Consider the following 24,376-nt stretch of genomic DNA (forward strand, 5'->3'; position numbering starts at 1 on the left):
TTGGCGACCCCCGCCCGCCCGGTCAAGCCCGCATGGGCCCTGGGGGCCGATTCCGGCCGCCATTCACGAAAACGTCATGACGTCGCGCCACTGGCTGGCGGACTCGTGGCAGTTTTGCGTTGACGCTTGGCGTGGCTAGTGCACATAGAAGGACCGCTATGAAATATCATCTCCCCCTGATCTCCGTGGCGGCGCTTGCGCTGCTGTCCGCCTGCAACAAGAATGACGAACCCGAAGTGGTGGGCGGCCCCGCCGATCCCATGGCCGAAAAGCTGGCCAATGCCGCTCCCGTCGAACTGCCGCCGATGGTGAAGGAAAGCCATCAATATCGTTGCAAGGACAACAGCCTGATCTTCGTCGACTTCATGAGCGACGACAAGACGGTGAACGTGCGCACCGAAAAGGACGGCGCCCCCACGAAGCTGACCGCCGCCGAGGCGGGCAAGCCCTTCGAAGGCGGCGGCTTCAAGGTCGAGGGCTCGGGCAAGCAGATCACCGCCACCCTGCCGGGCAAGAGCGCGCTGAGCTGCAAGGCCTGATCCTTTCCGTTTTCCTGCAAGTACGGGCCGGCCCTCCCCATGGAGGCCGGCCTTTTTCTTTGGGTTTGCGAGAATGTGGCCAATCGACGCCATTCCCCTCCCGCCTGCTGGAGGGGGAATGGCTTGAACCGCCCAATCATGCACGCCCGGACCGACGCGCTCAACGCAATTCCGGCTCTCCCACCTCGACCGGATCGGGGCCGAAGCGGTTGGGCCCCCGCGTGCCGCTCATGATGAAGAAGATCAGCAGGACGATGCTGCCGATGATCGGGAAGAAGACGATCAGCAGCCACCAGCCGCTGCGGTCGGTATCGTGCAGGCGGCGGACGGAAACCGCGATATGGGGAATGATCATCGCCAGTGTGAACAGCCCCGTCAGCGGACCACCGCGGGTGCTGTAGCCCGCGCCCGCCCACCAGGGGCCGCGCTGGAACCAGTGATCGGTCGTGCTGAGGCCCAATATCCCCTCGACCATCGCGACGCCGATATAACAGAGCAGCAGGAACAGGACGAACATCCAATATTCGCGCGGCCGCGCCCGGCCGGAGAATTTGGCGTAGCGACGAAGCGGCAACAGCATCCATTCCATGGGCAACTCCCCTTTTTTTCGTCCGGCCGGGAAAGCTATCATGTTTTCGCCCGGGCGCGAGCCTCAGCATTGTCTATCGGGCGCTCCCCCGCTAAAGGCGCGCACATGTCCAGCACCGCATCCCAGATCACGCCGCAGGTCGTCGCAGACCATGGGCTTTCCCCGGAAGAATATGATCGCGTCCTGAACGCGCTCGGCCGGGAGCCGAATCTCACCGAACTCGGCATTTTCTCGGTGATGTGGTCGGAGCATTGCTCTTACAAAAGTTCGCGGATCCATCTGAAGAAGCTGCCCACGGAAGGGCCGCAGGTCATTTGCGGCCCCGGTGAAAATGCGGGCGTGGTGGACATCGGGGACGGCCAGGCCGCGATCTTCAAGATGGAGAGCCACAACCATCCCAGCTATATCGAACCCTATCAGGGCGCGGCGACGGGCGTGGGCGGCATTTTGCGCGACGTCTTCACCATGGGCGCGCGGCCGGTGGCGAACATGAACGCGCTGCGCTTCGGGCGGCCCGACCATCCGAAGATGAAGCACCTCATCAGCGGCGTGGTGCATGGCATTGGCGGCTACGGCAATTGCGTCGGCGTGCCGACCGTGGGCGGCGAGGTGAATTTCCACCCCGCCTATGACGGCAACATCCTGGTCAATGCGATGACCGTGGGCGTCGCGGAAACGGACAAGATCTTCTATTCCGCCGCTTCGGGCATCGGCAATCCGATCGTCTATGTGGGTTCGAAGACCGGCCGTGACGGCATCCATGGCGCGACCATGGCCTCGGCGGACTTCGGCGACGACGCCGACGCCAAGCGCCCGACGGTGCAGGTCGGCGATCCCTTCACCGAAAAGCTGCTGATCGAAGCCTGCCTCGAACTCATGGCATCCGACGCGATCGTCGCGATCCAGGACATGGGCGCGGCGGGCCTCACCTCCTCCTCGGTGGAAATGGCGTCCAAGGGCGGCGTCGGCATCCAGCTCAACATGGACGATGTGCCGCAGCGCGAAACCGGCATGACCGCCTATGAGATGATGCTGTCGGAGTCGCAGGAGCGCATGCTCATGGTGCTCCAGCCGGGCAAGGAAGCCTTTGCCGAAGCCATTTTCCGCAAGTGGGAGCTGGACTTCGCCGTGATCGGCCATGTGACGGATACCGGCCGCATGGTGCTGGTCCACAAGGGCGAGACGGTGTGCGACATTCCGCTGGCTCCGCTGGCCGACGATGCGCCGCTCTACGACCGTCCGGCGATGGCGAAGGATGAATATAAGGCCTGGTCGGGCGTGCAGCCCTTGGGCGAGATCAGCGAGAGCGCCGACATCGGCGCCGATCTCGTCAGGCTGATGGGATCGCCTGACATCGCCTCTCGCCGCTGGATCTGGGAGCAGTACGATCATATGGTGGGCGCCGACACGGTGCAGCGCCCCGGCGGCGACGCGGCGGTGGTGCGCGTCCATGGCACGCGGAAGGGCATAGCGATCAGCACCGACTGCACGCCGCGCTATTGCTATGCGGACCCCTATGAGGGCGGCAAGCAGGCGATCGCGGAATGCTATCGCAACATCAGCGCCGTCGGCGCGACGCCGCTCGCCGTGACCAATTGCCTGAACTTCGCCAATCCGCAGCGGCCAGAGATCATGGCGCAGTTCACCGGCTGCCTGGAAGGCATGGGGGAGGCTTGCCGCGCGCTGGATTTCCCGATCGTGTCGGGCAATGTCAGCCTGTACAATGAATCCAAGGCGACCGGCGGCGGATCGGCGATCCTGCCCACCCCGGCGATCGGCGGCATCGGCCTGCTCCAGGACATCGACGGGATGGCGACCGTGGCCTTCAAGAATGAGGGCGACGCCATCTGGCTGATCGGCGGGGAAGGCAGCCATCTCGGCCAGTCGATCTGGCTGCGCGAGATTGCCGGCCGGGAAGCGGGCGAGGCGCCGAAGGTCGATCTGGCGGCGGAGCGTGCCCATGCCGAAACCGTCCGGGCGCTGATCGCGGAAGGCAAGGTCAATGCGGTGCATGACATTTCCGACGGCGGCCTGCTGGTCGCGGTGACGGAAATGGCGCTGGCCGGGAAGATCGGGGCGGAGCTGAGCATCGCCCTTACGACCGCCAGCGCCTTTGGCGAGGATCAGGGCCGGTACATCGTCGCCGCCGCCCAGGGGGTGGACATTCCAGGCGCGCTTCGCATCGGCACGACTGGCGGCGACAAGGTGGCGGGCGTGGCGCTGGCGGACCTGCGCAGCGCCCATGAGGGCTTCTTCCCGGCACTGATGGACGCTGAACTTTAAAGAATAGAAATGACGTGTTCCTGCGCCGACAGGAGCACGCTGCGCTGAATGCGCTGAAGATGTCCATTCCGAGGAGTCCCGCCATGGCCTTTACCGCGAAGATCCTCCTTCTGGGCTCGGGCGAACTGGGTCGTGAATTCGTGATCTCCGCCAAGCGCCTCGGCGCGCAGGTCATCGCCTGCGACAGCTATGCGGGGGCGCCTGCCATGCAGGTGGCGGACGGGTTTGAAGTCTTCTCCATGCTTGACGCCGACCTGCTCGCCAAAGCCATCGAAAAGCATCGGCCCGACTTCGTGGTCCCCGAAATCGAGGCGATCCGCACCGAGGTCCTGGCCGATTTCGAGGCGCGCGGCGTGACGGTCGTCCCTTCGGCCCGCGCCACCATCATGACCATGAACCGCGACCGCATTCGCGAAGTCGCCGCGGTCGAACTGGGGCTGCGCACCTCCCGCTATCGCTACGCCGAAACGCTGGAGGAAGTGCGGGCGGGGGCGGCGCATACCGGCCTTCCCTGCGTCATCAAGCCGGTCATGTCCTCATCCGGCAAGGGCCAGAGCACGGTCCGCACGATTGAAGAACTGGAAGCCGCCTGGGACTATGCAGTCGCGAACATGCGCGGCGACCGCAGCCGGGTGATCGTCGAGGAATTCATCGCCTTCGACTATGAGATCACGCTGCTGACCGTGCGCAGCCGTGACGGCGTCAGCTTCTGTCCGCCTATCGGCCATCGGCAGGAACGCGGCGACTATCAGGAAAGCTGGCAGCCCACGCCCATGTCCGGCGGCGCGCTGGCCGCCGCCCAGGACATGGCGCGCAAGGTGGTCGACAATCTGGGCGGCTACGGCATTTTCGGCGTGGAATTCTTCGTGAAGGGAGAGGATGTCATCTTCTCCGAACTCTCGCCCCGGCCGCACGATACCGGCATGGTGACCCTGATCTCCCAGAACTGGAGCGAATTCGATCTTCACGCCCGCGCGATCATGGGCCTGCCGGTGCCGGAAGTGACGCTGCATGGGGCCGCGGCTTCGGCGGTGATATTGGCGGATCGGGAATCGGATGACTTTCGGTTCGAAGGATTGGCCGAAGCGCTCTCGACGCCCGGTGGGGAAGTCGATCTGCGGCTGTTCGGCAAGCCGACGACCCGCCCCTATCGCCGCATGGGCGTCGCCCTGGCCCGCGCGATCGACGCAGACCAGGCCCGCGCCGTCGCGGCCGAGGCTGCATCGAAAGTGCGGATCATCCATGGTCGATAGGGCGGTTTCCCGCCATTAGGCCCCTCGCCTTGAAGGCGAGGTGTCAACATCCGCAACTGGCCCAATCTTGCCAATCCCGCATGGCATCCCAACATGCGTCCCGACCCCGAAGCAAGGAGCCTTTCATGACCATCACCCGCCGCGTCACCGTGCATGAAGGCCCTGGCGGTCAGTTCGAGAGCATGGCCGTGTTCGACGATGCCGCCGCCGCTCCGCGTCCGGCCATCCTGCTTTTCCCCAATGTTCTGGGCACCAAGGAGGCCGATTTCGCCTATGCCGAAAAGGTCGCGGCGATCGGTTACACCGTGCTCGTCGCGGATGTGTTCGGCCAGGGCAAGCGGACCAGCCGGGCCGATCCGGACATGGGCCGCTACATGGCCGAACTCAATGATGACCGCACTTTGCTGCGGGACCGGACGAACGCCGCCCATGCGCTGCTGAAATCGCTCGATGAGGCGGACGAGAGCCGGACCGCGGCGATCGGCTTCTGCTTCGGCGGCAAATGCGTGCTCGACCTTGCCCGTTCAGGAGCGGATATTGCAGGCGGCGTCAGCTTCCACGGCGTCTATGATGCGCCGCCCCTTCCCCATGCGAAGATCACCGCGCGGCTGCTGATCTGCCACGGCTGGGACGATCCGATCGCGCCGCCGGAAGCCACGGTCGCGCTGGCGAAGGAACTGACCGAAGCGGGATGCGATTGGCAGATCCATGCCTATGGCCATACCGGGCACGCCTTCACCGACCATGACGCGAAGATGCCCGAAAGGGGCCTGGCCTATAATCCCGAAGCCGACCGCCGCAGCTTCCGCGCGATGGCCGATTTCCTGGGCGATCTCTTCGGCTGAACCGCGGCCGGCCGGGTTCAGATTTCGTCGATCATCTCCGCCAGCACGCCCAGGCAGTCCTTGGCGAGTTGGATCGATCGGGCCGGCGACCAGCCGAAATCGGCGTCCGGCAGGTCGTCATTATCCTTGAACGGCATTTCCAGCGTCATTGCCACGGCGCCGAAGCGCTCGGCCAACTGGTTGGTGGACATGGACAAGTTCGCCTTGCCCGCCGGCGCGGTGGGATAGCCCTTCCTCGTCTGGAAATCGGGCGTCCGGGCGGCCAGCGTGTCGCGATAGCGGCGATACAAGGCCGACTTCCGCTCCGTGATGGAGGGGATGCCCTCGAACCCGGCCAGGAACACGGCCGCAATAGCCTCGTCGCCATGCACGTCCATGGCGAAATCGACCCCGACCTCATCCATCGCCCCGCGCACCAGGAACACCTCCGGACTCTTCTCCATCGACGGCTCATGCCATTCGCGGTTGAGGTTGATGCCCACGGCGTTGGTCCGCAAATGGCCGCGACGGCTGCCGTCCGGATTCATGTTCGGCACGATGTAGAAGGTCGCCTCCCTGCGCAGCAGCCGCGCCACGGCGTCCTCCTCGTCGCAGAGCCGCTCCAGCGCGCCCTCCATCCACCATTCGGCCATGCTTTCGCCCGGATGCTGGCGGGCGTAGAGCCAGACCTTCTTCGGTCCTTCCCCCAGCACCAGCAGGTCGAGCGGCTGCCTGTCGAGCGTCAGCCCCAGTTCGCGATGCTCCACCCCCGGCTGGGACGCCGCCCAGGCGACCAGATCATGGTGCCGTTCCATCGAATAGGGCGCGAAATAGGCGAGCCACACCGCATTGCTGTCGGGCGAAAGACGGATCGTCAGCGTCCCGTCGGCATAGCCGGTGTCCGCCAGCAGCCAATTCTCCCGATCCTCGCTATAGCGCGCCTTATAGCCTGGCCAGCCGTCGGGATAGGCCGACGCGCCGCAATTGACGATCGCCAGTTCGACTTCCCGCCCGGCCACGCCAGCCACGCGGAAGTGGAACCATTGGTAGAAGTCGCTCTGCCGGTCCTTAACGATCTCCAGCTCGGCGCGGACGCCTGCGGACGTGGCGGAAATGGAAAGAACGCGAATATTGCCGCTGTCGAAGGCGCTTGTGATCGAGATGCTCATCTGACGGTTATAGTCCGCCCCGATTCGCCCGGATAGCCCCCCAGCAATGCCGTCGCCAGCTTCTGCGCCGCCAAACCCGGCTGCGATGCGGGCGTTCCCTCCCGCGCCCCAGTCTGCGCCCGGCCCTCCCAGATGGTGGTCGAATCGGCGCGGCGGCGTATCTGCACCTGCAATTCGGTGAAGACCTGCCCCTTGGGCTTGCCCGACAGGTTGATGCCGATGCCCAGCCCCAGGCCGGAATAGCCGCCGCTGCCCACGGCGCCGCCCACGCCGACGCTTACCGGCTTGCCATTGGCGCCATAGCTTTCGGGTTCGCGGAAGGTGCGGCGGAAACTCACCAGCGCGACATAGTCGCTCTTCGCCCCCTGTGCGGCCGTGGTGAAGCCCACGCGCTGCAATTCCTGCTCGATCGCGGCGGCATAGGTGCGGAATTCCAGGCCGACATCGGGGTTGCCGGCCATTTCCTCGACGGCGATGGTCCCGTTGCGCGCCGGATCGTCGATATGGAACCGCGTCACCTCCACCGGTGGAACAGCCGTGGCGCAGCCGCTGAGCCCCAGGGCCAGCAGGGACGGAAGGACGATCTTCTTCAACATGGACGGATTCGACATGGATGGCACTCCAGGGGATGAACAGCCTCTACACGACACCGCGCCGCTAATCCCTTAAAAGCGTCAAGCCACGGATTTGCTGCATGCAGGATGAACGGCGCGGCGATGGAGCGAAAAGCGGGCGGCCGCCCTTGACTTTCAGCCGTCCCGCCCATAGGGGCTGCGCTTCGATTTTCGATCACGCAAGATTCATTCAAAGGCTGGTTCCATGAAGATCCGCAATTCGCTCAAGTCGCTCAAGGGCCGTCACCGGGACAACCGCGTGATCCGCCGTCGCGGCCGCACCTATGTCATCAACAAGACCAACCGCCGCTTCAAGGCCCGCCAGGGCTGATTCATGGCGGATATTGCCGCCGTCGTCTTTGACGTTGGCAATGTCTTGTATCACTGGACCCCAAGGGTTCTGTACGAGCGCCTGATCGATGACGATCGGGCGCTCGATGCGTTTCTCCGCGACGTGGTGACGCTGGACTGGCACTTCCAGCATGACCAGGGCCGCCCCTTCGCGGAAACCAGCGCAGAGCTGATCGCGCGCCATCCCGAACATGCGGCGCTGATTCGCCTCTGGGGCGAGAAGTTCATCGACAGCGTAGGACCGGCAGTCGAGGGCATGCCGGAGATCGTCCTTGAATTGCACGAGGGCGGCATTCCGCTCTTCGCCATCACCAATTTCAGCCATGAATTCTGGGCGCCATTCCATGCTCGGGAGTCGGCGCTGTTCGCCCCCTTCCGCGACATCGTGGTCTCCGGCGCGGAAAAGCTGGTGAAGCCCGACCCCGCGATCTACCGGCTGGCGCTGGAGCGATTCGGTTTGAGCGCGGAACAGGCGCTGTTCATTGATGACCGCGAGGAAAATGTCCTGGCGGCCGAGGCGGAAGGCATGCGCGGCCACCTGTTCCGCGATGCGGCGACGCTGCGCCGGGAACTGGCAGAGCTGGCGTTGCTTCGAAGCCCAACCGTCTAAGCTGGACGTGCCCCTGCGAAGGCAGGAGCACGACCCTTAGGAGCGATCGGCATTCAGCCCTCGTCCCGGCCCCTCAGCTCATCTCCGCGAATCGCGGCCACATGCAGCACATTGGTCGACCCCGGCGTCCCGAAAGGCACGCCGGCCAGCACGACGATCTTGCCGCCCTTCTCGACCATATCGTGGCGCAGCGCCATGCGGCGGGCCTTGCCGATCATCTCCTCGAACGTGCCGATGTCCTTGGTCCGGACGGCATGCACGCCCCAGGTCAGCCCCAGCTTGCGCGCCGTATCCTGCCGGGGCGTCAGCGCCAGGATCGGTGTCATCGGCCGCTCGCGCGCCACGCGGCGCACGGTGCTGCCCGAAGAGGTGAAGCAGGTTATCGCGCTCGCCCCGACGACGGACACGATGCTGCCGGCGCCCTCCGCCAGCGCATCGGCGGTGGTGGGATCGGGCTTCGTCTCGGTATAGTGCAGCCGCCCGAAATAGCCCGGGTCGCGCTCCACGCTATGGGCGATGCTGTCCATCATCGTCACCGCCTCGACCGGCCAGTCGCCCGCCGCCGTTTCCGCCGACAGCATGATCGCGTCGGCCCCGTCATAGACCGCGGTCGCGACATCGGACACTTCGGCGCGGGTGGGCGTCGGCGCCTTGATCATGGATTCCAGCATCTGCGTCGCCACCACGACGGGCCGACCCATGCGGCGCGCGGTCGCCACGATCTGCTTCTGCAGCGGCGGCACCGCCTGGGGCGGCAGTTCCACGCCAAGGTCGCCCCGCGCCACCATCACGCCGTCGGCCAGTTCGATGATCTCCTCCAGCCGCTGGACAGCCGCCGGCTTCTCGATCTTCGCCATCAATGCGCCATAGCCGCCCATCAGCTTGCGCGCCTCGGCTAGGTCCTCCGGCCGCTGGACGAAGCTCAGGGCGATCCAGTCGCAGCCCTGCTCGACCGCGAAGCTCAGGTCGCGCCGGTCCTTTTCGGTCAGCGCCGGCACCGGCACGACCACATCGGGCACGTTCACGCCCTTGCGGTTGGAAAGGGTACCGCCGACCTCGACCACCGTGTCGATGCGATCCTCCGCCACCTTCTTGACCCGCAGCACCATCTTGCCGTCGTCCAGCAACAGCCGGGTTTCGGGCACCAGAGCCGCATAGATCTCCGGATGGGGCAGGTTGACCCGCGTCGCATCGCCCGGCGCAGGATCGCTGTCGAACACGAAGGCCGCGCCCGTTTCCAGCACCGCCAGCCCGCGATCGAAGGTCCCGACGCGCAGCTTCGGCCCCTGAAGGTCGCCCAGGATTGTCGTAGGACGTCCGAATTCCTTTTCCAGCGCCCGGATCGTCGCGATGCGCGCGGCATGATCCTCATGCGCGCCATGGCTCATATTGATGCGGAAAGCGTCGGCCCCGGCGACGAACAGCGCCCGGATCATTTCCGGGCTGTCGCTCGCGGGGCCAAGGGTCGCCAATATGCGGACCTTGCGCGAACGGGGCGGTAATTTCGTCATTCCTCTTGTCTCCTGGCCGTCATGGTCGCCTCTGGTTTGCCAGGGCGCGGTTTTCGATTATCCGTGCTGCACGACAGGATGATGATCAGCGAAAGGTTCGCCGTGAGCGATAACATACTCAGTGATGCGGTTGCCGCAACCGCCTTCCGACGGCTGGTGGCGCATTTGCAGCACCGCACCGATGTCCAGAATATCGACCTGATGGGAACGGCGGGCTTCTGCCGCAACTGCCTGGCCGACTGGATCGCGGAGGCGGACGGCACGATCGGCAGGGAGGAAGCGCGGGAGATCATCCATGGCATGCCCTTTGCCGAATGGAAATCCCGCCATCAGGGCGAGGCGACGCCGGAACAGATCGCCCGCATGCAGGAGAGTGTGGCGAAGAACGCCGACAATCATTAGAGGCAGGCGCCGACCGATTCATCAACCGATTCACATTTACTGGAGATTCCCATGAGCGATGGCAATGTCGCCGCCGAACAGCTACGCCTCTTCATCGAGCGCATCGAGCGCCTGGAAGAGGAAAAGAAGGGCATCGCGGACGATATAAAGGACGTCTATCTGGAGGCGAAGGCCAATGGCTATGACGTGAAGACGATGCGGTCCATCGTCCGCCTGCGCAAGATGGAGCGCAATGCCCGCATGGAAGCCGAAGCGCTGCTGGAAACATACAAGACGGCGCTGGGCATCGAATAAATCGCAGCGCGGGGAGAGCGTCCATGACCGGGATCATCGTCAGCACCACCCCTTCGCTGGAAGGCCGGCCTGCGAAGGAATATCTCGGCATCGTCACCGGCGAGGTGATCGTGGGCGCAAACCTGTTCCGCGACCTGTTCGCCAGCGTGCGCGACATCGTCGGCGGGCGCTCTGGCGCCTATGAGGACGTGCTCCAGCGTGCCCGCGAACAGGCGATCGCGGAAATGCGCACCCGCGCCGTGGCGCTGGGCGCCAATGCGGTCGTCGGCGTCGACCTGGATTATGAGACCGTCGGGTCCAGCGGGTCGATGCTGATGGTGACCGCCTCGGGCACCGCGATCCTCGTCTGACATTGCGCATCGAGGGCGCGCTCGCTAGAGAGCCCGCATCGAACAAACAGACAAGTCAGGAGCAGGCCGTGGCCGGCCATAGCAAATTCAAGAACATCATGCATCGCAAGGGCGCGCAGGACAAGAAGCGCTCCTCGATGTTCTCCAAGCTGTCGCGCGAAATCACCGTGGCGGCGAAGATGGGCATGCCCGACCCGGACATGAACCCGCGCCTCCGCCTTGCGGTCAACGCCGCCAAGGCGCAGTCCATGCCAAAGGACAATATCCAGCGCGCGATCGACAAGGCGGTCGGCGGCGACATGGAGAATTACGAGGAAATCCGTTACGAGGGCTATGGTCCCGGCGGCGTGGCCATCATCGTCGAGGCGCTGACCGACAACCGCAACCGCACCGCGACCAACGTCCGCACGGCCTTTTCCAAGAATGGCGGCAATCTGGGCGCTTCGGGCGCGGTCAGCCACGGTTTCGACCGCATGGGCCTCATCACCTATCCGGCGAGCGCGGGCGATGCCGACGCGATCTTCGAAGCGGCGCTGGAAGCGGGTGCGGACGACGTCTCCTCGAACGAGGACGAGCATGAGATCTGGACCGCCATGGACGCGCTGCACGAAGTCGCCAGGGCGCTGGAGGCCAAGCTCGGTCCGGCCGAAGGCGCCAAGCTCGCCTGGAAGCCGCAGACCACCGTCGAGGTGGACGAGAGCAATGCGGCGACGCTGATGAAGCTGGTCGACACGCTGGAAGACGATGACGACGTCCAGACCGTCTGGGGCAATTACGAAGTTTCCGACGAAGTCATGGAGAAGCTGGGTTGATCCTTCCCCTTCCCTCTCCCCTGCGGGGAGAGGGATGCGAAGCCCTGGCGGCCCTGCCGCTCGGGCGAAGCCGGGAGGGCGCGGCAGCCGACGCGCCCGGTCCGGTCTCCCTCCAGACGTGCCCGTCCGGCGGACCGGCGAGCCACCCTGTCCTCTCCCGTGAAGGGACGAGGGGAATATCATGATCATCCTGGGCCTGGACCCGGGCCTTGGCACGACCGGCTGGGGCCTGATCGCCGCGGATGGCAACCGCCTCACCCATATCTCCAACGGCCAGATCAAGACCGATTCAGGCATGGCGCTGGCCAGCCGGCTGCTGGTGCTCGATCTGGCGCTGACCGACCTCATCCTCGAACATCAACCCAATGGCGCGGCTGTCGAAGAGGTGTTCCTCAACGTGAACCCGCAATCGACGCTCAAACTCGGCCAGGCCCGTGGCGTGGTGCTGCTGGCGGCTTCGCGATCCGGCATGGAAGTGGGCGAATATGCCGCCCGGCTCGTCAAGAAATCCGTGGTCGGCGTCGGCAATGCATCGAAGGAGCAGGTCCACGCCATGGTCTCCCGCCTCCTCCCCGGCGCAAAGATCGCCGGACCCGATGCCTCGGACGCCCTGGCCGTAGCGATCACGCACGCCCATCATCTGGCCAGCGCACGAAGGATTCCGCGGAAGTAGAAGGTGGGGCGATCCGGGGCGGGAACTGGCCAATTCAGGACCTTCCCCTCCCGTAAACGGGAGGGGTTAGGGGTGGGCGCGAGCGTAGCGAGCTTCTGACTTAGCCGTTGCAAAACAGCGCAGGTGCCGCGCCAGCCCACCCCCTAGCCCCCTCCCGCCTGCGGGAGGGGGAATGGCAGGAATCCACCCCTATCCGCTATTCCTCAGCGCCGTGGCGATCGCGTTGATCGACAATTCTATGCCTTCCTTGATGCGCGGGTCGTCCTCACCGCTGCGGTGGCGCTTCATCAGTTCGACCTGAAGAAGGTTCAGCGGCTCGATATAGGGCAGGCGCAGGCGGATCGACGTGTCGAGCTTGGGATTCTTCTCCAGCAGCCGCGACTGGGCGGTGGCGGCGAGCAAGCCGTCATGGGCCATGTCCCAACCATCGCGGATGCGGTCGAAAATCTCCGCGCCCCGCGCCTGATCCTCGACCAGCGGCAGATAGTGAGCAGCGATACCCAGATCGGACTTGGCCAGCACCATCTCCAGATTGGCGAGCGCCGATTGCAGGAAGGACCAGTGCTGCGCCATGTCGGCCAGCAGCGCCTTGTCCTCGAAGGCGGAAAGCGCGTGGCCGACCCCATACCAGCCCGGCAGCATCACCCGCGCCTGCGCCCAGCTGAACACCCAGGGGATGGCGCGCAAATCCTCGATCCGGGTGCTCTTGGTGCGGCTGGCCGGACGGGAGCCGATCTTGAGGCCGGAGATTTCCTGGATCGGGGTCAATTGCCGGAAGAATTCCTTGAAGCCCTCAGTACCATAAACAAGATCGCGATAGGCGGCGAAGGCGGTCTTCGACAGTTGGTCCATGGCGGCGGCGAAGCGGGCGGCATCGCGATCGGACAGGACTTCGGGTTCCAGACTGGCGAGCAGGGTCGCGCTGGTCATCGCTTCCAAATTGGTCATGGCGACGTCGCGGGTGCCGAATTTGGCGGCGATCACCTCCCCCTGTTCGGTGATGCGGATGCGACCCTGCACCGTGCCCTTGGGCTGCGCCTGTATCGCCGCGAAGGAGGAGCCGCCACCGCGCCCGACCGCGCCGCCGCGGCCATGGAATAGCTGCATCGCCGTGCCCGCTTCGGCAAAGACGGGGGCCAGCGCCTTGCTCGCCTGGAACAGCCCCCAGGTGGAGGTGATGTAGCCGCCGTCCTTGTTGCTGTCGGAATAGCCGATCATCACTTCCTGATGGCCGCGTTCCCGCACCACGCCGCCTATTTCGGGCAGGCCGAAATAGGCGGCCATGATCTTGGGCGCGGCCTCAAGGTCCGCGATGGTTTCGAACAGCGGCACGGCCATGATCGCGGCCTGCGGCGGCGCGCCCTCCGTGCCCGCGCGCCACAGGCCCGCTTCCTTGAGGATGATGTTCACCTCGAGCAGGTCGGAAACGCTCTCCGCCTTGGAGATGATATAATGGGTGATGCATTGCGGGCCGTAGATGCGATGCGCCTCCGCCGCCGAATGGACGATGGCGAGTTCGGACGCGGTCTGTTCCGAATATTCGAAAAAGGCCGTGCCCAGCGGCCGGTTGTTCGCCAACTCCCGCCGAAGCAGGGCGATGCGGGCATATTCGTCGAGCCCGGCATAGTCCGCTTCGACCCCCGCGACTTTCAGCAGTTCGGCCACCACGCTCTGATGGACATCGCTGTTCTGCCGCATGTCGAGCGTGGCGAGATGGAAGCCGAAGGTTTCGACCGCGCGGATCAGGCGGCCAAGCGCGCCGCCGGTCGCCAGAGCGCCATTGCCTTCGCTCGCCAGCCCCTGCGCGACCGTCACCAGGTCGCGGCGCAGGTCGGCGGGGCTGGCATAGGGTTCGCCCTTGAGCGCCGAGGGGCGGGACGGCGCCTTGCCGACCAGCGACCGGTAGGTGGCGGCCAGACGGGCATAGATGCCGGAAATCGCCCGGCGATAGGGCTCGTCCTGACGGCTGGGCGAGACGTCGCCGCTGGCGTCGGCCAGGTCCAGAACGGCCTGCGACACATCGGCCAGTTCGGTCGAGAGCGACAGTTCCGCGCCAAGGGCGTGGAGCGCATCCATATAAAAGCCCAGCGCAGCCTCGCAGCCCCTGGCGAGCGCGAGCCGAAGCTGCGGCGCCTGAACGAAGGGATTGCCGTCGCGGTCGCCGCCGATCCAGTTGCCGACGCGCAGGAAACTCTGCGGGCGCGCGCCCAGCACCCGTTCCCATCGGGCGTAGAGGGCGGGCAGCACGGGCAGGAAGACGTCGCGGAAATAAGCGAGGACATTCTCGATCTCGTCCGCGACGAACAGCTTTTCCCGGCGCAGCGGCCGGGTCTGCCACAGCAGCGCGATCTGGCGGAAGATCGCCTCGTCCAGATTCTCGCCCTCATCGGTTTCCGTCCGGCCGCCGTCCTTGAGCAGCATCAGGTCCGCGATGCGGTTCTTGTGGTCGATCATGCTCTTGCGCCGCACCTCGGTCGGGTGAGCGGTCAGGACCGGCACGATCAGGGCATGGGACAGCAGGTCGAGCACCGCCTCGCGCTCTATTCCATGGGACCGCAGCTTTTCGACGGCGGAGGCGACGTCGGCCCCCGGCTCGGCAGCGACGCCCTGGCGGTCCTCGGCCAGATTGGCCAGCATCGAGAAGAGCATGAAGCCGCGCACGAAGCTCAGCGTGTCGTCGAGGCTCAGCGCGTCGAGTCCGGTGTCGACCACGTCCGCGCCGTGCAGGCCGCGCGCCCGATCGACCGAGGCGGAGCGGATATATTCGGTCTGCTTGTAGATTTTCTCCCCGCCATAGGCGCGGATGACGTCGCCCAACAAACGACCGAGAAAGCGGATGTCCGGGTTCTGCGTGATCGCAGGAGCGGGAGAGGATGCAAGAGTCGCCATGATGGATCGATGCTGCATCGCAACAATGGGATGGTCAAGGGAATCCGCATCGCGTGACGTGATCCCGCGAGGGGCAGGAGGACGGCATCCTTATTCTGTGCACTTGCGCGAAGCCCCCGCCATGGGCCAAAGGAAATCCGTGACCGCCAGCATCAGCATAGGAAATGACAGCAACGGCAATGCCGTTTTGGTCGATGTCGAGGAATTGCTTGCCACCCGTCTGCTCGTCCAGGGCAATTCAGGGTCCGGCAAGTCGCATCTGCTGCGTCGCCTGCTGGAGGAAAGCGCCGCGCTGGTCCAGCAGGTCGTGATCGATCCGGAGGGCGATTTCGTCACGCTGGCGGATGAATATGGCCATGTGGTGATCGACGCGGGCGACTATAATGAGCGCGAGATCGTCAAGATGGCGATGCGCATACGCGAGCATCGCGCATCCGTGGTGCTCAGTCTGGAATCGCTGGAGCTGGAGGCGCAGATGAAATGCGCCGCGACTTTCCTGTCGACGCTGTTCGACGCGCCGCGCGACCACTGGTATCCCGCGCTGGTGGTGGTGGACGAGGCGCAGATGTTCGCCCCCGTGGCGGCGGGCGATGTGTCGGATGAGGCGCGGCGGCTTTCGCTGGCGGCCATGACGAACCTGATGTGCCGGGGGCGCAAGCGCGGCCTGGCGGGCGTGATCGCGACGCAGCGGCTGGCGAAGCTCGCCAAGAATGTCGCGGCCGAGGCATCGAACTTCCTGATGGGGCGCACCTTCCTCGACATCGACATGGCGCGGGCGGCGGACCTTTTGGGCATGGAGCGGCGGCAGGCGGAGCAGATCCGCGATCTGGAGCGCGGCCGCTTTCTGGCGCTGGGCCCGGCCATCTGTCGACGGCCGGTGGCGGTGAAGATCGGGTCGGTGAAGACCAGCACGCGCGGCGGCACGCACAAGCTGATGCCGCCCCCCGTCACCGCGACGGAGGATTTGCAGGAATTGCTGTTCGCAGGCGCGGGCGAGGAAGAGGCGCTGCCCCCGCCTCCACCCCGCGCCGAGCCGCCGGCCTTGCCTGCGGAGGAGTTGATGCGCGCCCTTGCCGCCGCGCCTTCGGCCAAGCCCGCCGCGCCGGAACTGGACTTTGGCCAGAATGAGCCGGTGGTGATCGCCGTGCTGGAGGAGATCGTGGCGGACCTGGGGGAGGCGCAGCCCAGCGTGTCGACGCTCTATCAGGATTTCGGCGTCCGCTGCCGGATGAAGGGACTGCGCCAGCCGCCGCTCGACCTGCCCGCTTTCCGCAAGCGATTCGCCATGGCGCAGGCGGGCATGTTCGATGCCGCCGACCCGCGCTGGGCCGATGCGATGAAGGCCGCCGAACCTGTGCCGGAGGATATGCTCGCTCCCTTCCTGCTGATTGCGCGGGCGGCGATGCAGGGGCTGCCCTGCCCCGACGATGTGGCGCTGGCGCGCGCCTATGGCACCAGTTCGCCGGGGCGCGTGCGGCGGTTGATCGATTATATGGAAAAGCTGGGCGTGATCGTGGCGCGCACCGATTTCGGCGGGCGGCGGTCGATCGGCGTGCCGCAACTGGGCCTGAGCACGGCGGCGGCCGAGGGATGAGCGCTTCGGTCCTGTTCGTGTGCCTGGGGAATATCTGCCGATCGCCGCTGGCCGAAGCCGCGTTGCGTGCGGAGGCGGAGCGGGCGGGCCTTTCGGTAACGGTGGATTCGGCGGGTACCGGCGACTGGCATGTCGGATCGCCGCCGGACCGGCGCGCGCAGGCGGTGGCGCTGCGGCATGGGATCGACATTTCCGGCTACCGTGGGCGGCAGGTGACGGCGGGGGATTTCCGGCGGTTCGACCATGTCTTCGCGCTGGATGCGGAAAATTTGAAGAATCTGCGGCGGATTCAGCCTTCGGACGGGACGGCGGACGTGCGGCTGCTGATGGATTTGGTGCCAGGGCGCGAGGGGAGCGGCGTGACCGATCCCTATTTCGGGGACGATGCCGGCTTCGACATGACCTGGGACGATGTCACGCGGGCCGCGCGCGCCATCGTGGAGCGGCTGCGGGAGCGGGGGTAGAGTGGTCGCAGGAGCGCGCTGCGCTTCAATTCGGTCCGGAAACCCGGAGCATTTTTCACATTGAGCGGAAAACCCCTGTTTTTCGCGACCGCCATTCCGAGTCGTCGACCATGAACGGACTGTCGACCGGTCCTAGGGCTGCCGGGGCGAATCGAAAATCGCATTCAGGCAGGCGGCGATGCGGACACCTGCCCGCCGCAACCGGTCGTCCAACTCGGCGCGATGCCGATAGGCATAGTCCCAGGACAGGTTCGGGTCCGCCGGATAGACGGTCTTGCGCAGCGCGATGCTTTCGCGGGTCCAGATGTCCGGATCACACAGGCTCCAGGCAATCGTCTGTTCCGGCGTGATCGACCGCGACAGCCAGTCCGCATATTCCGAATAGGACAGGGCGCGCTGGTCGATCAGGCCGGAATCCCAGACCGAATGCAGGTTGCTCTGCGCGCCGAAGAAAGTGACCTTCACATCATTGCCGCCCCGGTCGTCACCACCGCCGACATGCAGCGGCTGATGCAGGTCGCCAATGATGTGAACGACGAAGCGCAGCGCCATGCGGCGGTCGTCCAGCGACGCCTTGGGGTCGCGAAGCGTCGCCGTAAAGCGGGTCAGCGCCGTCATCGCGTCCCCCTCCTTCGGCGCGTCCGCGGCGGTGTAACGATCGCCCTCCCTCACCGTGACATAATGCCAGGGGCTGGCCGTCTTGCGCCAATATTCGGCGGGGTCGGACCGCATGTCGTCCGGCCAGGTCGCCGCTTCGGCCAGATCTTCCGACCCCAGCAGCAGGCGGACCTGGGCGCGTGCAGCGCCACTCAGGTTGCGGTCGGCTATGGCGCCGGTGACGCGATGGCCGATCGGTCCCCAGGCCTGGGCAGGCGCAGCGGCGAGAAACGGCAGGGCGAGGAGAAGGGCAAAGCGCATGAGGACCTCATACAGCTTTGCCCCGGCGGAACCAGCGGGCTTTTTCAGAGGGTTGCCCTAAAGCGATCAGCAAGCGACCGGAACCGATCGCTTGCCGCGAAATCGCGCAAAACAAGGAATCTGGAGCAGCGATCTGATTCCATCAGATCGAAACCGGCTCTAGCTTGCGAACCGGAAGCCGATCCACAGCGTCCGGGGGGTGCCGAGGTCGATGGACCCTCCGGCGTTGCGGGTGATCACTTCCTCATCGAAGAGATTCTCGCCCCGGGCAACCAGGGTGACGCCATGGCCCAGCGGCAGGCGCGCCACCGCATCGACGGTCAGCGCATCGGGCAAGACATCGGTCTGGAGGTCATCCTCATATTGCTTGCCGACATAGCGCAGCGTCGCGGAAAGCGCCGGTCCCTGCTCCGGCTCCCAGGCCAGCGTGGCGCTCGCGGCATGACGGGGGCTCTGCGCGGGGGTGAGGCCGTCAAAGCCCATGCCCGGCGCATGGACGGTGCTGTGGCTATAGGCATAGGATGCCGAAAGCAGGAAGTCGTCCACCCGGCCGACGGCGGTCAATTCGATCCCCTTGGCGGTGATGCGGTCGACATTTTGCCGCTCGCGCGTATTGGCGACATTGGTGAGGGTGACATTGGCTATGGCATCGTCCAGCCGGTTGATGAAGCCGGTGGCGGAGAGGGTCAGGCCCGGAATGGGCGTGAGGTCGATGCCCGCCTCCACGCCCTTCAGCTTTTCGGGCGTCAGCGCGGCATTGGCGCGGGTCGTGATCGGGAAGACCACGAACGGCCGATATAGCTCGTTCAGCGTCGGCAGGCGGAAACCGCTATAGGCCGCGCCGCGTAGCGCGACTGCATCGCTGATGCGGTAGAGAGCGCCCGCCCTTCCGGAGAACTGCCAGTCCGAACGGTCGGCAAAGCTGTTGTTGGCCGCACCGGTGCCGGTGGCGCGATAGAAGCCGTTGCTGATCGTCCAGCGATCCGCCCGCACCCCGCCTGTCAGGACCAGCCGGCCCAGCGTCCAGTCATCCTCGGCAAAGAGGCCGGTGGTCATCTGCTCGCCGCCGGCATGACGGCGGGAAGTGACCGGATTGGCCGCTATATTCGCGTTATAGCCATCCTCGAACATGTCGCCGGTGGCGAAGCGGGTGTCGGCCCCGATGCGCAGCACATGGTCGGGGCCGACCGGTGGGCGCAGCTCGATCTTGCCGCCAATGCCAGTCGAGGGCGTATTGCGCTGGTCGAGCGACTTGCGGAAGGTGGATGCCGAGATCACGATGTTGGAGAAGTTGCGCGCCTGGATATAGGCCAGCGCATCGACCTGCCATGCACCGCGGGATATGAAGCGGATGCTGGCGTCCTGCCCTTCGCTCATGCTGTCCGCGCCCTTGAAGCGCAGGGTGCGCTCGTCGTGGAAGATGGTGCCGCGGAACTGGATCTCCGATGTGGCGGACAGGGGCGCGACGGCCCGCAAATTGGTCGACCAGCCGTCATAGGCGGCGGGCGAAGTCGCGGCGACGCGCTGGTTCCGGGGCGTGGTCTGGAAGCCGTCGCCCCGGTCCCAGCGGCCCGAAAGCGAGACATAGCCGCCGCCCAGATCCGGCGTCAGGCTGGCGGTCAGTTCGGTCGCATCCTTGCTGCCGTAGAAGGCGCTGGCGCCGAAGGTCGGAAGCTGATCCCGCGTCGCGCTGGCGAGTTCGATGGTCCCGGCCACCGCGCCCGCGCCGAAGGCCCCAATGCCGCCGCCGCGCGTCACCCGCACCACCGACAGGCGGTCGGGCACCAGTGCGCTGAAGGGGATATAGCCGAAAAAGGGATCGGCCATCGGCACGCCGTCCAGCAGCACCAGCGTCCGGCTGGAAGCGTTGCCGCCCAAGGCGCGCAATGTCGCTCCCTGGGCGGAAGGATTGGCGGAGCGGCTGTCGGAACGGCGGAACTGCTGGAATCCGGCCACATCGCCCAGCACGCTCTCGATCCGGCCGGAAGCGCCGTTGGTCAGCCGGTCCCGGTCGATGATCACCGACCCATAGGCCGGCGTCCCCGGCGGCAGGGAAAGCCCCTCCCCCGTCACGACGATGCGGTCCGTGTCGGACGCCTCCGTCCCGGCGGCCGCAACCGTCGGAATTGCGGCCAGAACCAGTGACAGCGAAAGATATTTCATCGGCGCCCTTTCCTCTCTTTGGGAGAGGGACTAGGGGCGCCGCGCAGGAAGTTCAAGCGACCCTTTTTCCGGTTGACGCCGCCAGAATCTTGTCGATCGTCAGCGGATAGTCGCGCAGGCGCACGCCCGTGGCGTTGTAGATCGCGTTGGCGACCGCCGCGCCAGCCCCGCAAATGCCCAGTTCACCGACGCCCTTGGCCTTCATGGGCGAGCTTTTGTCGTCCAGTTCATCGATGAACAGCACGTCCTGATGCGGGATGTCGGCATGCACCGGCACCAGATATTCGGCCATGTCGTGGTTGACGAAGAAGCCGAACCGCGTGTCGACGCTCAGCTCCTCCATCAACGCCGCGCCCACGCCCATGGTCATCGCGCCGATCACCTGGCTGCGCGCCGATTTGGGATTGAGGATACGCCCGGCGGCAAAGGCCCCGCCCATGCGGCGGACGCGGACTTCGGCGGTGTCGATGTCGACGCCCACCTCGCAGAAATGCGCGCCGAACGTGGCCTGCGCATAGCGTTTGGTGAGGTCGCCATAGTCCATGCTGTCCTCTGCCCAAAGGCCCTCGCGCCCCGCCAGCGTCCCTAGCGGCTGGGACTGGTTGCCCAGGCGCACCAGACCATCCTCGAACAGCGCCTTGTCCACCGGGAAGCCCGCCTTTTCGGCCAATTTGGCGCGCAGGGCCATGGCGGCGGCATAGACGCCCGCGGTTGAGCTGTTCCCGCCCCACTGGCCGCCCGAACCGGACGACGCGGGAAAGCGGCTGTCGCCCAGCCGCACGGTCACGGCGTCCAGCGGCACGCCCAGCATTTCCGCCGCCGTTTGGCCGATGATCGTGTAGCTGCCGGTGCCGATGTCGGTCATGTCGGTTTCGACCGTCACATGCCCCTTGGCATCGACGCCGATGCGCGCACCCGACTTCGTGACCAGATTGTTGCGGAAGGCGGAGGCGACGCCCATGCCGACCAGCCAGCGGCCATCGCGCACCTGCCCAGGCTTCGGATTGCGGCGGTTCCAGCCGAAACGTTCCGCGCCCTCGCGCAGGCATTCGACCAGCTTGCGGCTGGAAAAGGGGCGCTGCGGCCCGGCTTCGGGATCATATTGCACATCGTTGCGGATGCGCAGTTCGACCGGATCGACGCCGCAGGCCTCGGCCAGCTCGTCCATCGCGACTTCGAGCGCCAGCAGGCCCACCGCCTCGCCCGGGGCGCGCATGGCGTTGCCTTCCGGCAGGTCCAGCGTCGACAGGCGATGCGTCGTCAGCCGATTGGGGCCGCGATAAAGCAGGCGCGTCTGCTGCGCCGCCGTCTCCGCGCCGCCGCCGGGCAGGTCGCCCGACCAGACCTCATGCGCGATGGCGTCGATCACGCCCTGCCTGTCGGCGCCGATGCGGATGCGCTGGATGGTGGCGGGGCGGTGAGTGGTGTTGTTGGGGATTTGCGGCCGGGCGATCGCGACCTTCACCGGGCGGCCGACCATGCGCGCGCCCAGCGCCGCCAGCAGCGCATCGGCACGCAGGAACAGCTTCGCGCCGAAACCGCCACCGATATAGGGTGAGACGAGGCGGATATTCTCCTTCGGAATCTTCAGCGTCGCCGCCATTTCGCCCACGCTCCAGGCGATCATCTGGTTAGAGGTCCAGAGCGTGAGTTTGTCGCCATTCCAGGCGGCGATGGTCGCGTGCGGCTCCATCATCGCATGGCTCTGGTCGGGCGTGGTGTAGTGCTGGTCGATCTTCACCGCCGCCTTGGCGAAACCGGCTTCGAAATCGCCCGCTTTGGTATCAGCAGGGCCGCCGAAGCCGCCTTCGGGCGGAACGCCCTTGTCGCGCTCCGCCGCCAAGTTGAAGCGGCCCTGATCCGGCGCATAATCGATGCGGACGAGCCGGGCGGCGTCGCGCGCATTTTCCAGCGTGTCGGCAATGACCAGCGCCACCGCCTGCTCATAATGTTCGATCTGCGGACCGCCCAGCAGATGGGCGGTGTTCATATTGCCTTTGCCGAGCGGCCCCGCATTCTGGTGGGTGACGATGCCCAGCACACCGGGCGCGGCTTCAGCGGCCCGCAGGTCCATGGCGTTGATCCGTCCCTTGGCGATGGCCGACCCGACGATCCAGCCATAGGCGGCGTTGGGCGCGGCATCGTGCCGTTCATAGGCATAGGGCGCGGTGCCGGTGACCTTCGCGGCGCCGTCGATGCGGTCATGGGGAATGCCGATGACGCGGCCCCGGTCGATCGGGTTGGTGGTGGCTGGCGTGTCGAACTTCATGGCTCAGGCCCCCTTCTGACGGTAGAGCGAGGCAAGGGTGCGGGCGGTCAGTTGCTGCTTGAACGCATTATGCGCGGTGGGTCGAGCGCCGCTGAGCGCCGCCTCCGCCACGGCCGCCGCGCCGGACGGGGCGGCGGCATCTGCGGCATCGGTACGCCAGGGCTTGGCCCCTATGCCCCCGAAGGCGAAGCGCGCCCGGCCGTCCTTCTCAAACACCGCCGCCACGGACACCAGCGCAAAGGCATAGGAGGTGCGGTCGCGCACCTTGCGATAGACATGGGTGCCGCCCAGAGGCTTCGGCAAGGTGACGGAAGTGATAAGTTCGCCGGGCTTCAGCGCATTTTCGATATGCGGCGTCTCGCCCGGCAGCAGGTGGAAATCCGCGATCGGGATGGAGCGACGGCCGCCATCGGCGCCCACCGTATCGACCTGCGCATCGAGCAGGCGCAGCGCCACCGCCATGTCGGACGGATGCTGCGCGATGCAGGCGTCGCTGGTGCCCAGGATCGCCAGGCTGCGGCTCATCCCCTTGAGCGCGCCGCAGCCGCTGCCGGGCTTGCGCTTGTTGCAGGGCATGCGCGTGTCGTAGAAATAGGGGCAGCGGGTGCGCTGGAGCAGGTTGCCTCCGGTCGTCGCCTTGTTGCGAAGCTGACCCGAAGCGCCGGCCAGCAGCGCGCGGCTGAGCACCGCATAATCGCGGCGGACGGCCTTGTCGGCGGCCAGATCGGTGTTGCGGACCAGCGCCCCGATCCTGAGGCCGCCTTCCGCTGTCGGCTCGATGCGGTCGAGGCCCAGATGATTGACGTCGATCAGATGGGTGGGCGTCTCGATCTGGAGCTTCATGAGGTCGAGCAGATTGGTGCCGCCCGCAATGAAGCGCGCGCCCTGGGTGCTGGCGGCTGTCCTGGCCGCATCTTCGACACTGGCGGCGCGGCTGTAGGTGAAGGGCCTCATGCCTTATCCTCCGCAGTTCCATGGCCGGCGACTTCGCGGATCGCCGCGACGATGTTGGGATAGGCGGCGCAGCGGCAGATATTGCCGCTCATCCGCTCGCGCACCTCGCCCTCGGAAAAGGCCACGCGGTCGAGGTCCTCCGTGGCGTGGCTGGGGATGCCCGCCTCGATCTCCTCCAGCACCGCCACCGCCGAACAGATCTGGCCGGGCGTGCAATAGCCGCATTGATAGCCGTCATGGGTGATGAAGGCGCGCTGCATCGGGTGAAGCTTTTCCGGCGTGCCGAGCCCCTCGATGGTGGTCACATGATCGCCCTCATGCATGACGGCGAGGGTGAGGCAGCTGTTGATCCGCCGCCCCTCCACGATCACCGTGCAGGCGCCGCACTGGCCATGGTCGCAGCCCTTCTTGGTGCCGGTCAGGTGGAGATGCTCGCGCAATGCGTCGAGCAGGGTGGTGCGGGGGTCGAGTTGCAGATGCACTTCCCGGCCGTTCACGGTCAATCCTACGGCGCTCATCTGGGCCTGCTCCTTCTGGCGTTGCGGGCGGGCGGGAGCAGCGGCCTGCGCGTCGCCCAGCACGGGAATGGCGGCGGCGGCGGCGGCGCTGCCCTGAAGCAGGCCCCGGCGCGTCAACGGTTCTGGCATGCGATGCTCCTCCTCCTGCCCCCGCCATAGGAAGCGAAGGGCGATCATATTCGGTCGTTGCTCACTGATTTGACAGGCAGAATAGTAGCATATGGCCACGCGAGGCCAAGCCGCAAGGTGGGAAAAGCCACTATCGGGCGGGGAAATCCGGCGGGATCGGAAAAAAATGATTTTATGCAGATTCTCCCTTGCCGAGGTGGGAAG

Annotated in this window: 23 protein-coding genes; 13 read left to right on the forward strand and 10 right to left on the reverse strand. The window is 65.9% G+C overall.

The genetic code is table 11. From position 1 onward, the window contains the following. The first annotated feature begins 158 nt into the window (after positions 1 to 158). Positions 159 to 539, forward strand: coding sequence for a hypothetical protein (locus tag EWH10_RS04375; protein ID WP_025547512.1), 381 nt, complete (start codon positions 159 to 161; stop codon positions 537 to 539). Positions 540 to 699: 160 nt separating this feature from the next. On the opposite strand, the gene EWH10_RS04380 is transcribed toward EWH10_RS04375, so the two are convergent. Next, on the reverse strand, positions 700 to 1,128 hold the full coding sequence (locus tag EWH10_RS04380) for a DUF805 domain-containing protein (protein WP_025547513.1): 429 nt from the start codon (positions 1,126 to 1,128) through the stop codon (positions 700 to 702). Between the two features lie 105 nt (positions 1,129 to 1,233). Between EWH10_RS04380 and purL the strand changes: the two genes are divergently transcribed. The 3 genes from purL to EWH10_RS04395 all read left to right on the forward strand — a co-directional run bounded on the left by purL (position 1,234) and on the right by EWH10_RS04395 (position 5,509). Beyond that, positions 1,234 to 3,411 carry a phosphoribosylformylglycinamidine synthase subunit PurL gene (purL, locus tag EWH10_RS04385; RefSeq protein WP_044660380.1) on the forward strand — a complete coding sequence of 726 codons (2,178 nt, stop codon included), beginning with the start codon at positions 1,234 to 1,236 and terminating at the stop codon, positions 3,409 to 3,411. Between the two features lie 83 nt (positions 3,412 to 3,494). Next, entirely contained in the window at positions 3,495 to 4,664 is a 1,170-nt protein-coding gene (gene purT, locus EWH10_RS04390) for a formate-dependent phosphoribosylglycinamide formyltransferase (protein ID WP_065846162.1), read from the forward strand. A 125-nt stretch (positions 4,665 to 4,789) separates the two neighbouring features. Next, entirely contained in the window at positions 4,790 to 5,509 is a 720-nt protein-coding gene (locus EWH10_RS04395; RefSeq protein WP_044660381.1) for a dienelactone hydrolase family protein, read from the forward strand. A gap of 17 nt (positions 5,510 to 5,526) precedes the next feature. On the opposite strand, the gene EWH10_RS04400 is transcribed toward EWH10_RS04395, so the two are convergent. Both EWH10_RS04400 and EWH10_RS04405 read right to left on the reverse strand, forming a co-directional pair. Continuing rightward, positions 5,527 to 6,657, reverse strand: a complete 1,131-nt coding sequence (locus EWH10_RS04400; protein ID WP_044660382.1) for a M14 family metallopeptidase — start codon at positions 6,655 to 6,657, stop codon at positions 5,527 to 5,529. Further along, a complete protein-coding gene (locus EWH10_RS04405) occupies positions 6,654 to 7,268 on the reverse strand; it encodes a DUF4136 domain-containing protein (protein WP_083198934.1) in 615 nt (204 codons plus the stop codon). Before EWH10_RS04405 ends, EWH10_RS04400 begins: the two co-directional genes overlap by 4 nt. A gap of 208 nt (positions 7,269 to 7,476) precedes the next feature. Between EWH10_RS04405 and ykgO the strand changes: the two genes are divergently transcribed. After that, positions 7,477 to 7,602, forward strand: coding sequence for a type B 50S ribosomal protein L36 (ykgO, locus tag EWH10_RS04410; protein ID WP_004210176.1), 126 nt, complete (start codon positions 7,477 to 7,479; stop codon positions 7,600 to 7,602). A 3-nt stretch (positions 7,603 to 7,605) separates the two neighbouring features. After that, on the forward strand, positions 7,606 to 8,232 hold the full coding sequence (locus EWH10_RS04415) for an HAD family hydrolase (RefSeq protein WP_025547522.1): 627 nt from the start codon (positions 7,606 to 7,608) through the stop codon (positions 8,230 to 8,232). Positions 8,233 to 8,285: 53 nt separating this feature from the next. Here the strand turns inward: EWH10_RS04415 and pyk are convergent, their stop codons facing one another. Then, entirely contained in the window at positions 8,286 to 9,743 is a 1,458-nt protein-coding gene (gene pyk, locus EWH10_RS04420; RefSeq protein WP_025547524.1) for a pyruvate kinase, read from the reverse strand. Between the two features lie 102 nt (positions 9,744 to 9,845). On the opposite strand from pyk, the gene EWH10_RS04425 reads away from it, so the two are divergent. From EWH10_RS04425 to ruvC, 5 genes are all read left to right on the forward strand, one after another. After that, positions 9,846 to 10,145 carry a DUF1244 domain-containing protein gene (locus tag EWH10_RS04425; RefSeq protein WP_025547525.1) on the forward strand — a complete coding sequence of 100 codons (300 nt, stop codon included), beginning with the start codon at positions 9,846 to 9,848 and terminating at the stop codon, positions 10,143 to 10,145. A 51-nt stretch (positions 10,146 to 10,196) separates the two neighbouring features. Next, positions 10,197 to 10,439 carry a DUF2312 domain-containing protein gene (locus tag EWH10_RS04430; protein ID WP_007688707.1) on the forward strand — a complete coding sequence of 81 codons (243 nt, stop codon included), beginning with the start codon at positions 10,197 to 10,199 and terminating at the stop codon, positions 10,437 to 10,439. Positions 10,440 to 10,462: 23 nt separating this feature from the next. Further along, positions 10,463 to 10,789, forward strand: a complete 327-nt coding sequence (locus tag EWH10_RS04435; protein WP_170825568.1) for a heavy metal-binding domain-containing protein — start codon at positions 10,463 to 10,465, stop codon at positions 10,787 to 10,789. A gap of 68 nt (positions 10,790 to 10,857) precedes the next feature. Continuing rightward, on the forward strand, positions 10,858 to 11,601 hold the full coding sequence (locus EWH10_RS04440) for a YebC/PmpR family DNA-binding transcriptional regulator (protein WP_065846157.1): 744 nt from the start codon (positions 10,858 to 10,860) through the stop codon (positions 11,599 to 11,601). 181 nt (positions 11,602 to 11,782) lie between these two features. Beyond that, complete coding sequence (gene ruvC / locus EWH10_RS04445) at positions 11,783 to 12,274, forward strand: crossover junction endodeoxyribonuclease RuvC (protein ID WP_025547533.1); 492 nt, start codon at positions 11,783 to 11,785, stop codon at positions 12,272 to 12,274. Positions 12,275 to 12,463: 189 nt separating this feature from the next. Here the strand turns inward: ruvC and ppc are convergent, their stop codons facing one another. Further along, positions 12,464 to 15,163 (reverse strand): phosphoenolpyruvate carboxylase, encoded by a 2,700-nt coding sequence (gene ppc / locus EWH10_RS04450; RefSeq protein ID WP_044662821.1) that lies wholly within the window; start codon positions 15,161 to 15,163, stop codon positions 12,464 to 12,466. 139 nt (positions 15,164 to 15,302) lie between these two features. Between ppc and EWH10_RS04455 the strand changes: the two genes are divergently transcribed. Then, on the forward strand, positions 15,303 to 16,757 hold the full coding sequence (locus EWH10_RS04455; RefSeq protein ID WP_044662822.1) for a helicase HerA domain-containing protein: 1,455 nt from the start codon (positions 15,303 to 15,305) through the stop codon (positions 16,755 to 16,757). Continuing rightward, positions 16,754 to 17,221 (forward strand): low molecular weight protein-tyrosine-phosphatase, encoded by a 468-nt coding sequence (locus EWH10_RS04460; protein WP_044660383.1) that lies wholly within the window; start codon positions 16,754 to 16,756, stop codon positions 17,219 to 17,221. Before EWH10_RS04455 ends, EWH10_RS04460 begins: the two co-directional genes overlap by 4 nt. 132 nt (positions 17,222 to 17,353) lie before the next feature. Here EWH10_RS04460 and EWH10_RS04465 read toward each other — a convergent pair whose 3' ends face one another. The 5 genes from EWH10_RS04465 to paoA all read right to left on the reverse strand — a co-directional run bounded on the left by EWH10_RS04465 (position 17,354) and on the right by paoA (position 24,172). Next, positions 17,354 to 18,139, reverse strand: a complete 786-nt coding sequence (locus EWH10_RS04465; protein WP_044660384.1) for a S1/P1 nuclease — start codon at positions 18,137 to 18,139, stop codon at positions 17,354 to 17,356. 159 nt (positions 18,140 to 18,298) lie between these two features. Next, entirely contained in the window at positions 18,299 to 20,302 is a 2,004-nt protein-coding gene (locus tag EWH10_RS04470) for a TonB-dependent receptor (RefSeq protein ID WP_044660385.1), read from the reverse strand. Positions 20,303 to 20,354: 52 nt separating this feature from the next. Next, complete coding sequence (gene paoC, locus EWH10_RS04475) at positions 20,355 to 22,571, reverse strand: aldehyde oxidoreductase molybdenum-binding subunit PaoC (RefSeq protein ID WP_044660386.1); 2,217 nt, start codon at positions 22,569 to 22,571, stop codon at positions 20,355 to 20,357. A gap of 3 nt (positions 22,572 to 22,574) precedes the next feature. Continuing rightward, the gene (locus tag EWH10_RS04480; RefSeq protein ID WP_044660387.1) at positions 22,575 to 23,525 is read right to left on the reverse strand and encodes an FAD binding domain-containing protein; all 951 of its coding nucleotides are present in this window, start codon (positions 23,523 to 23,525) and stop codon (positions 22,575 to 22,577) included. Then, the gene (paoA, locus tag EWH10_RS04485) at positions 23,522 to 24,172 is read right to left on the reverse strand and encodes an aldehyde dehydrogenase iron-sulfur subunit PaoA (RefSeq protein WP_044662823.1); all 651 of its coding nucleotides are present in this window, start codon (positions 24,170 to 24,172) and stop codon (positions 23,522 to 23,524) included. The genes EWH10_RS04480 and paoA overlap by 4 nt, the downstream gene beginning before the upstream one ends. Between the last annotated feature and the right edge of the window lie 204 nt (positions 24,173 to 24,376).

Origin of the sequence: Sphingobium fuliginis (assembly GCF_004152845.1) — a bacterium.
GTDB classification, from domain to species: Bacteria; Pseudomonadota; Alphaproteobacteria; order Sphingomonadales; family Sphingomonadaceae; genus Sphingobium; species Sphingobium fuliginis.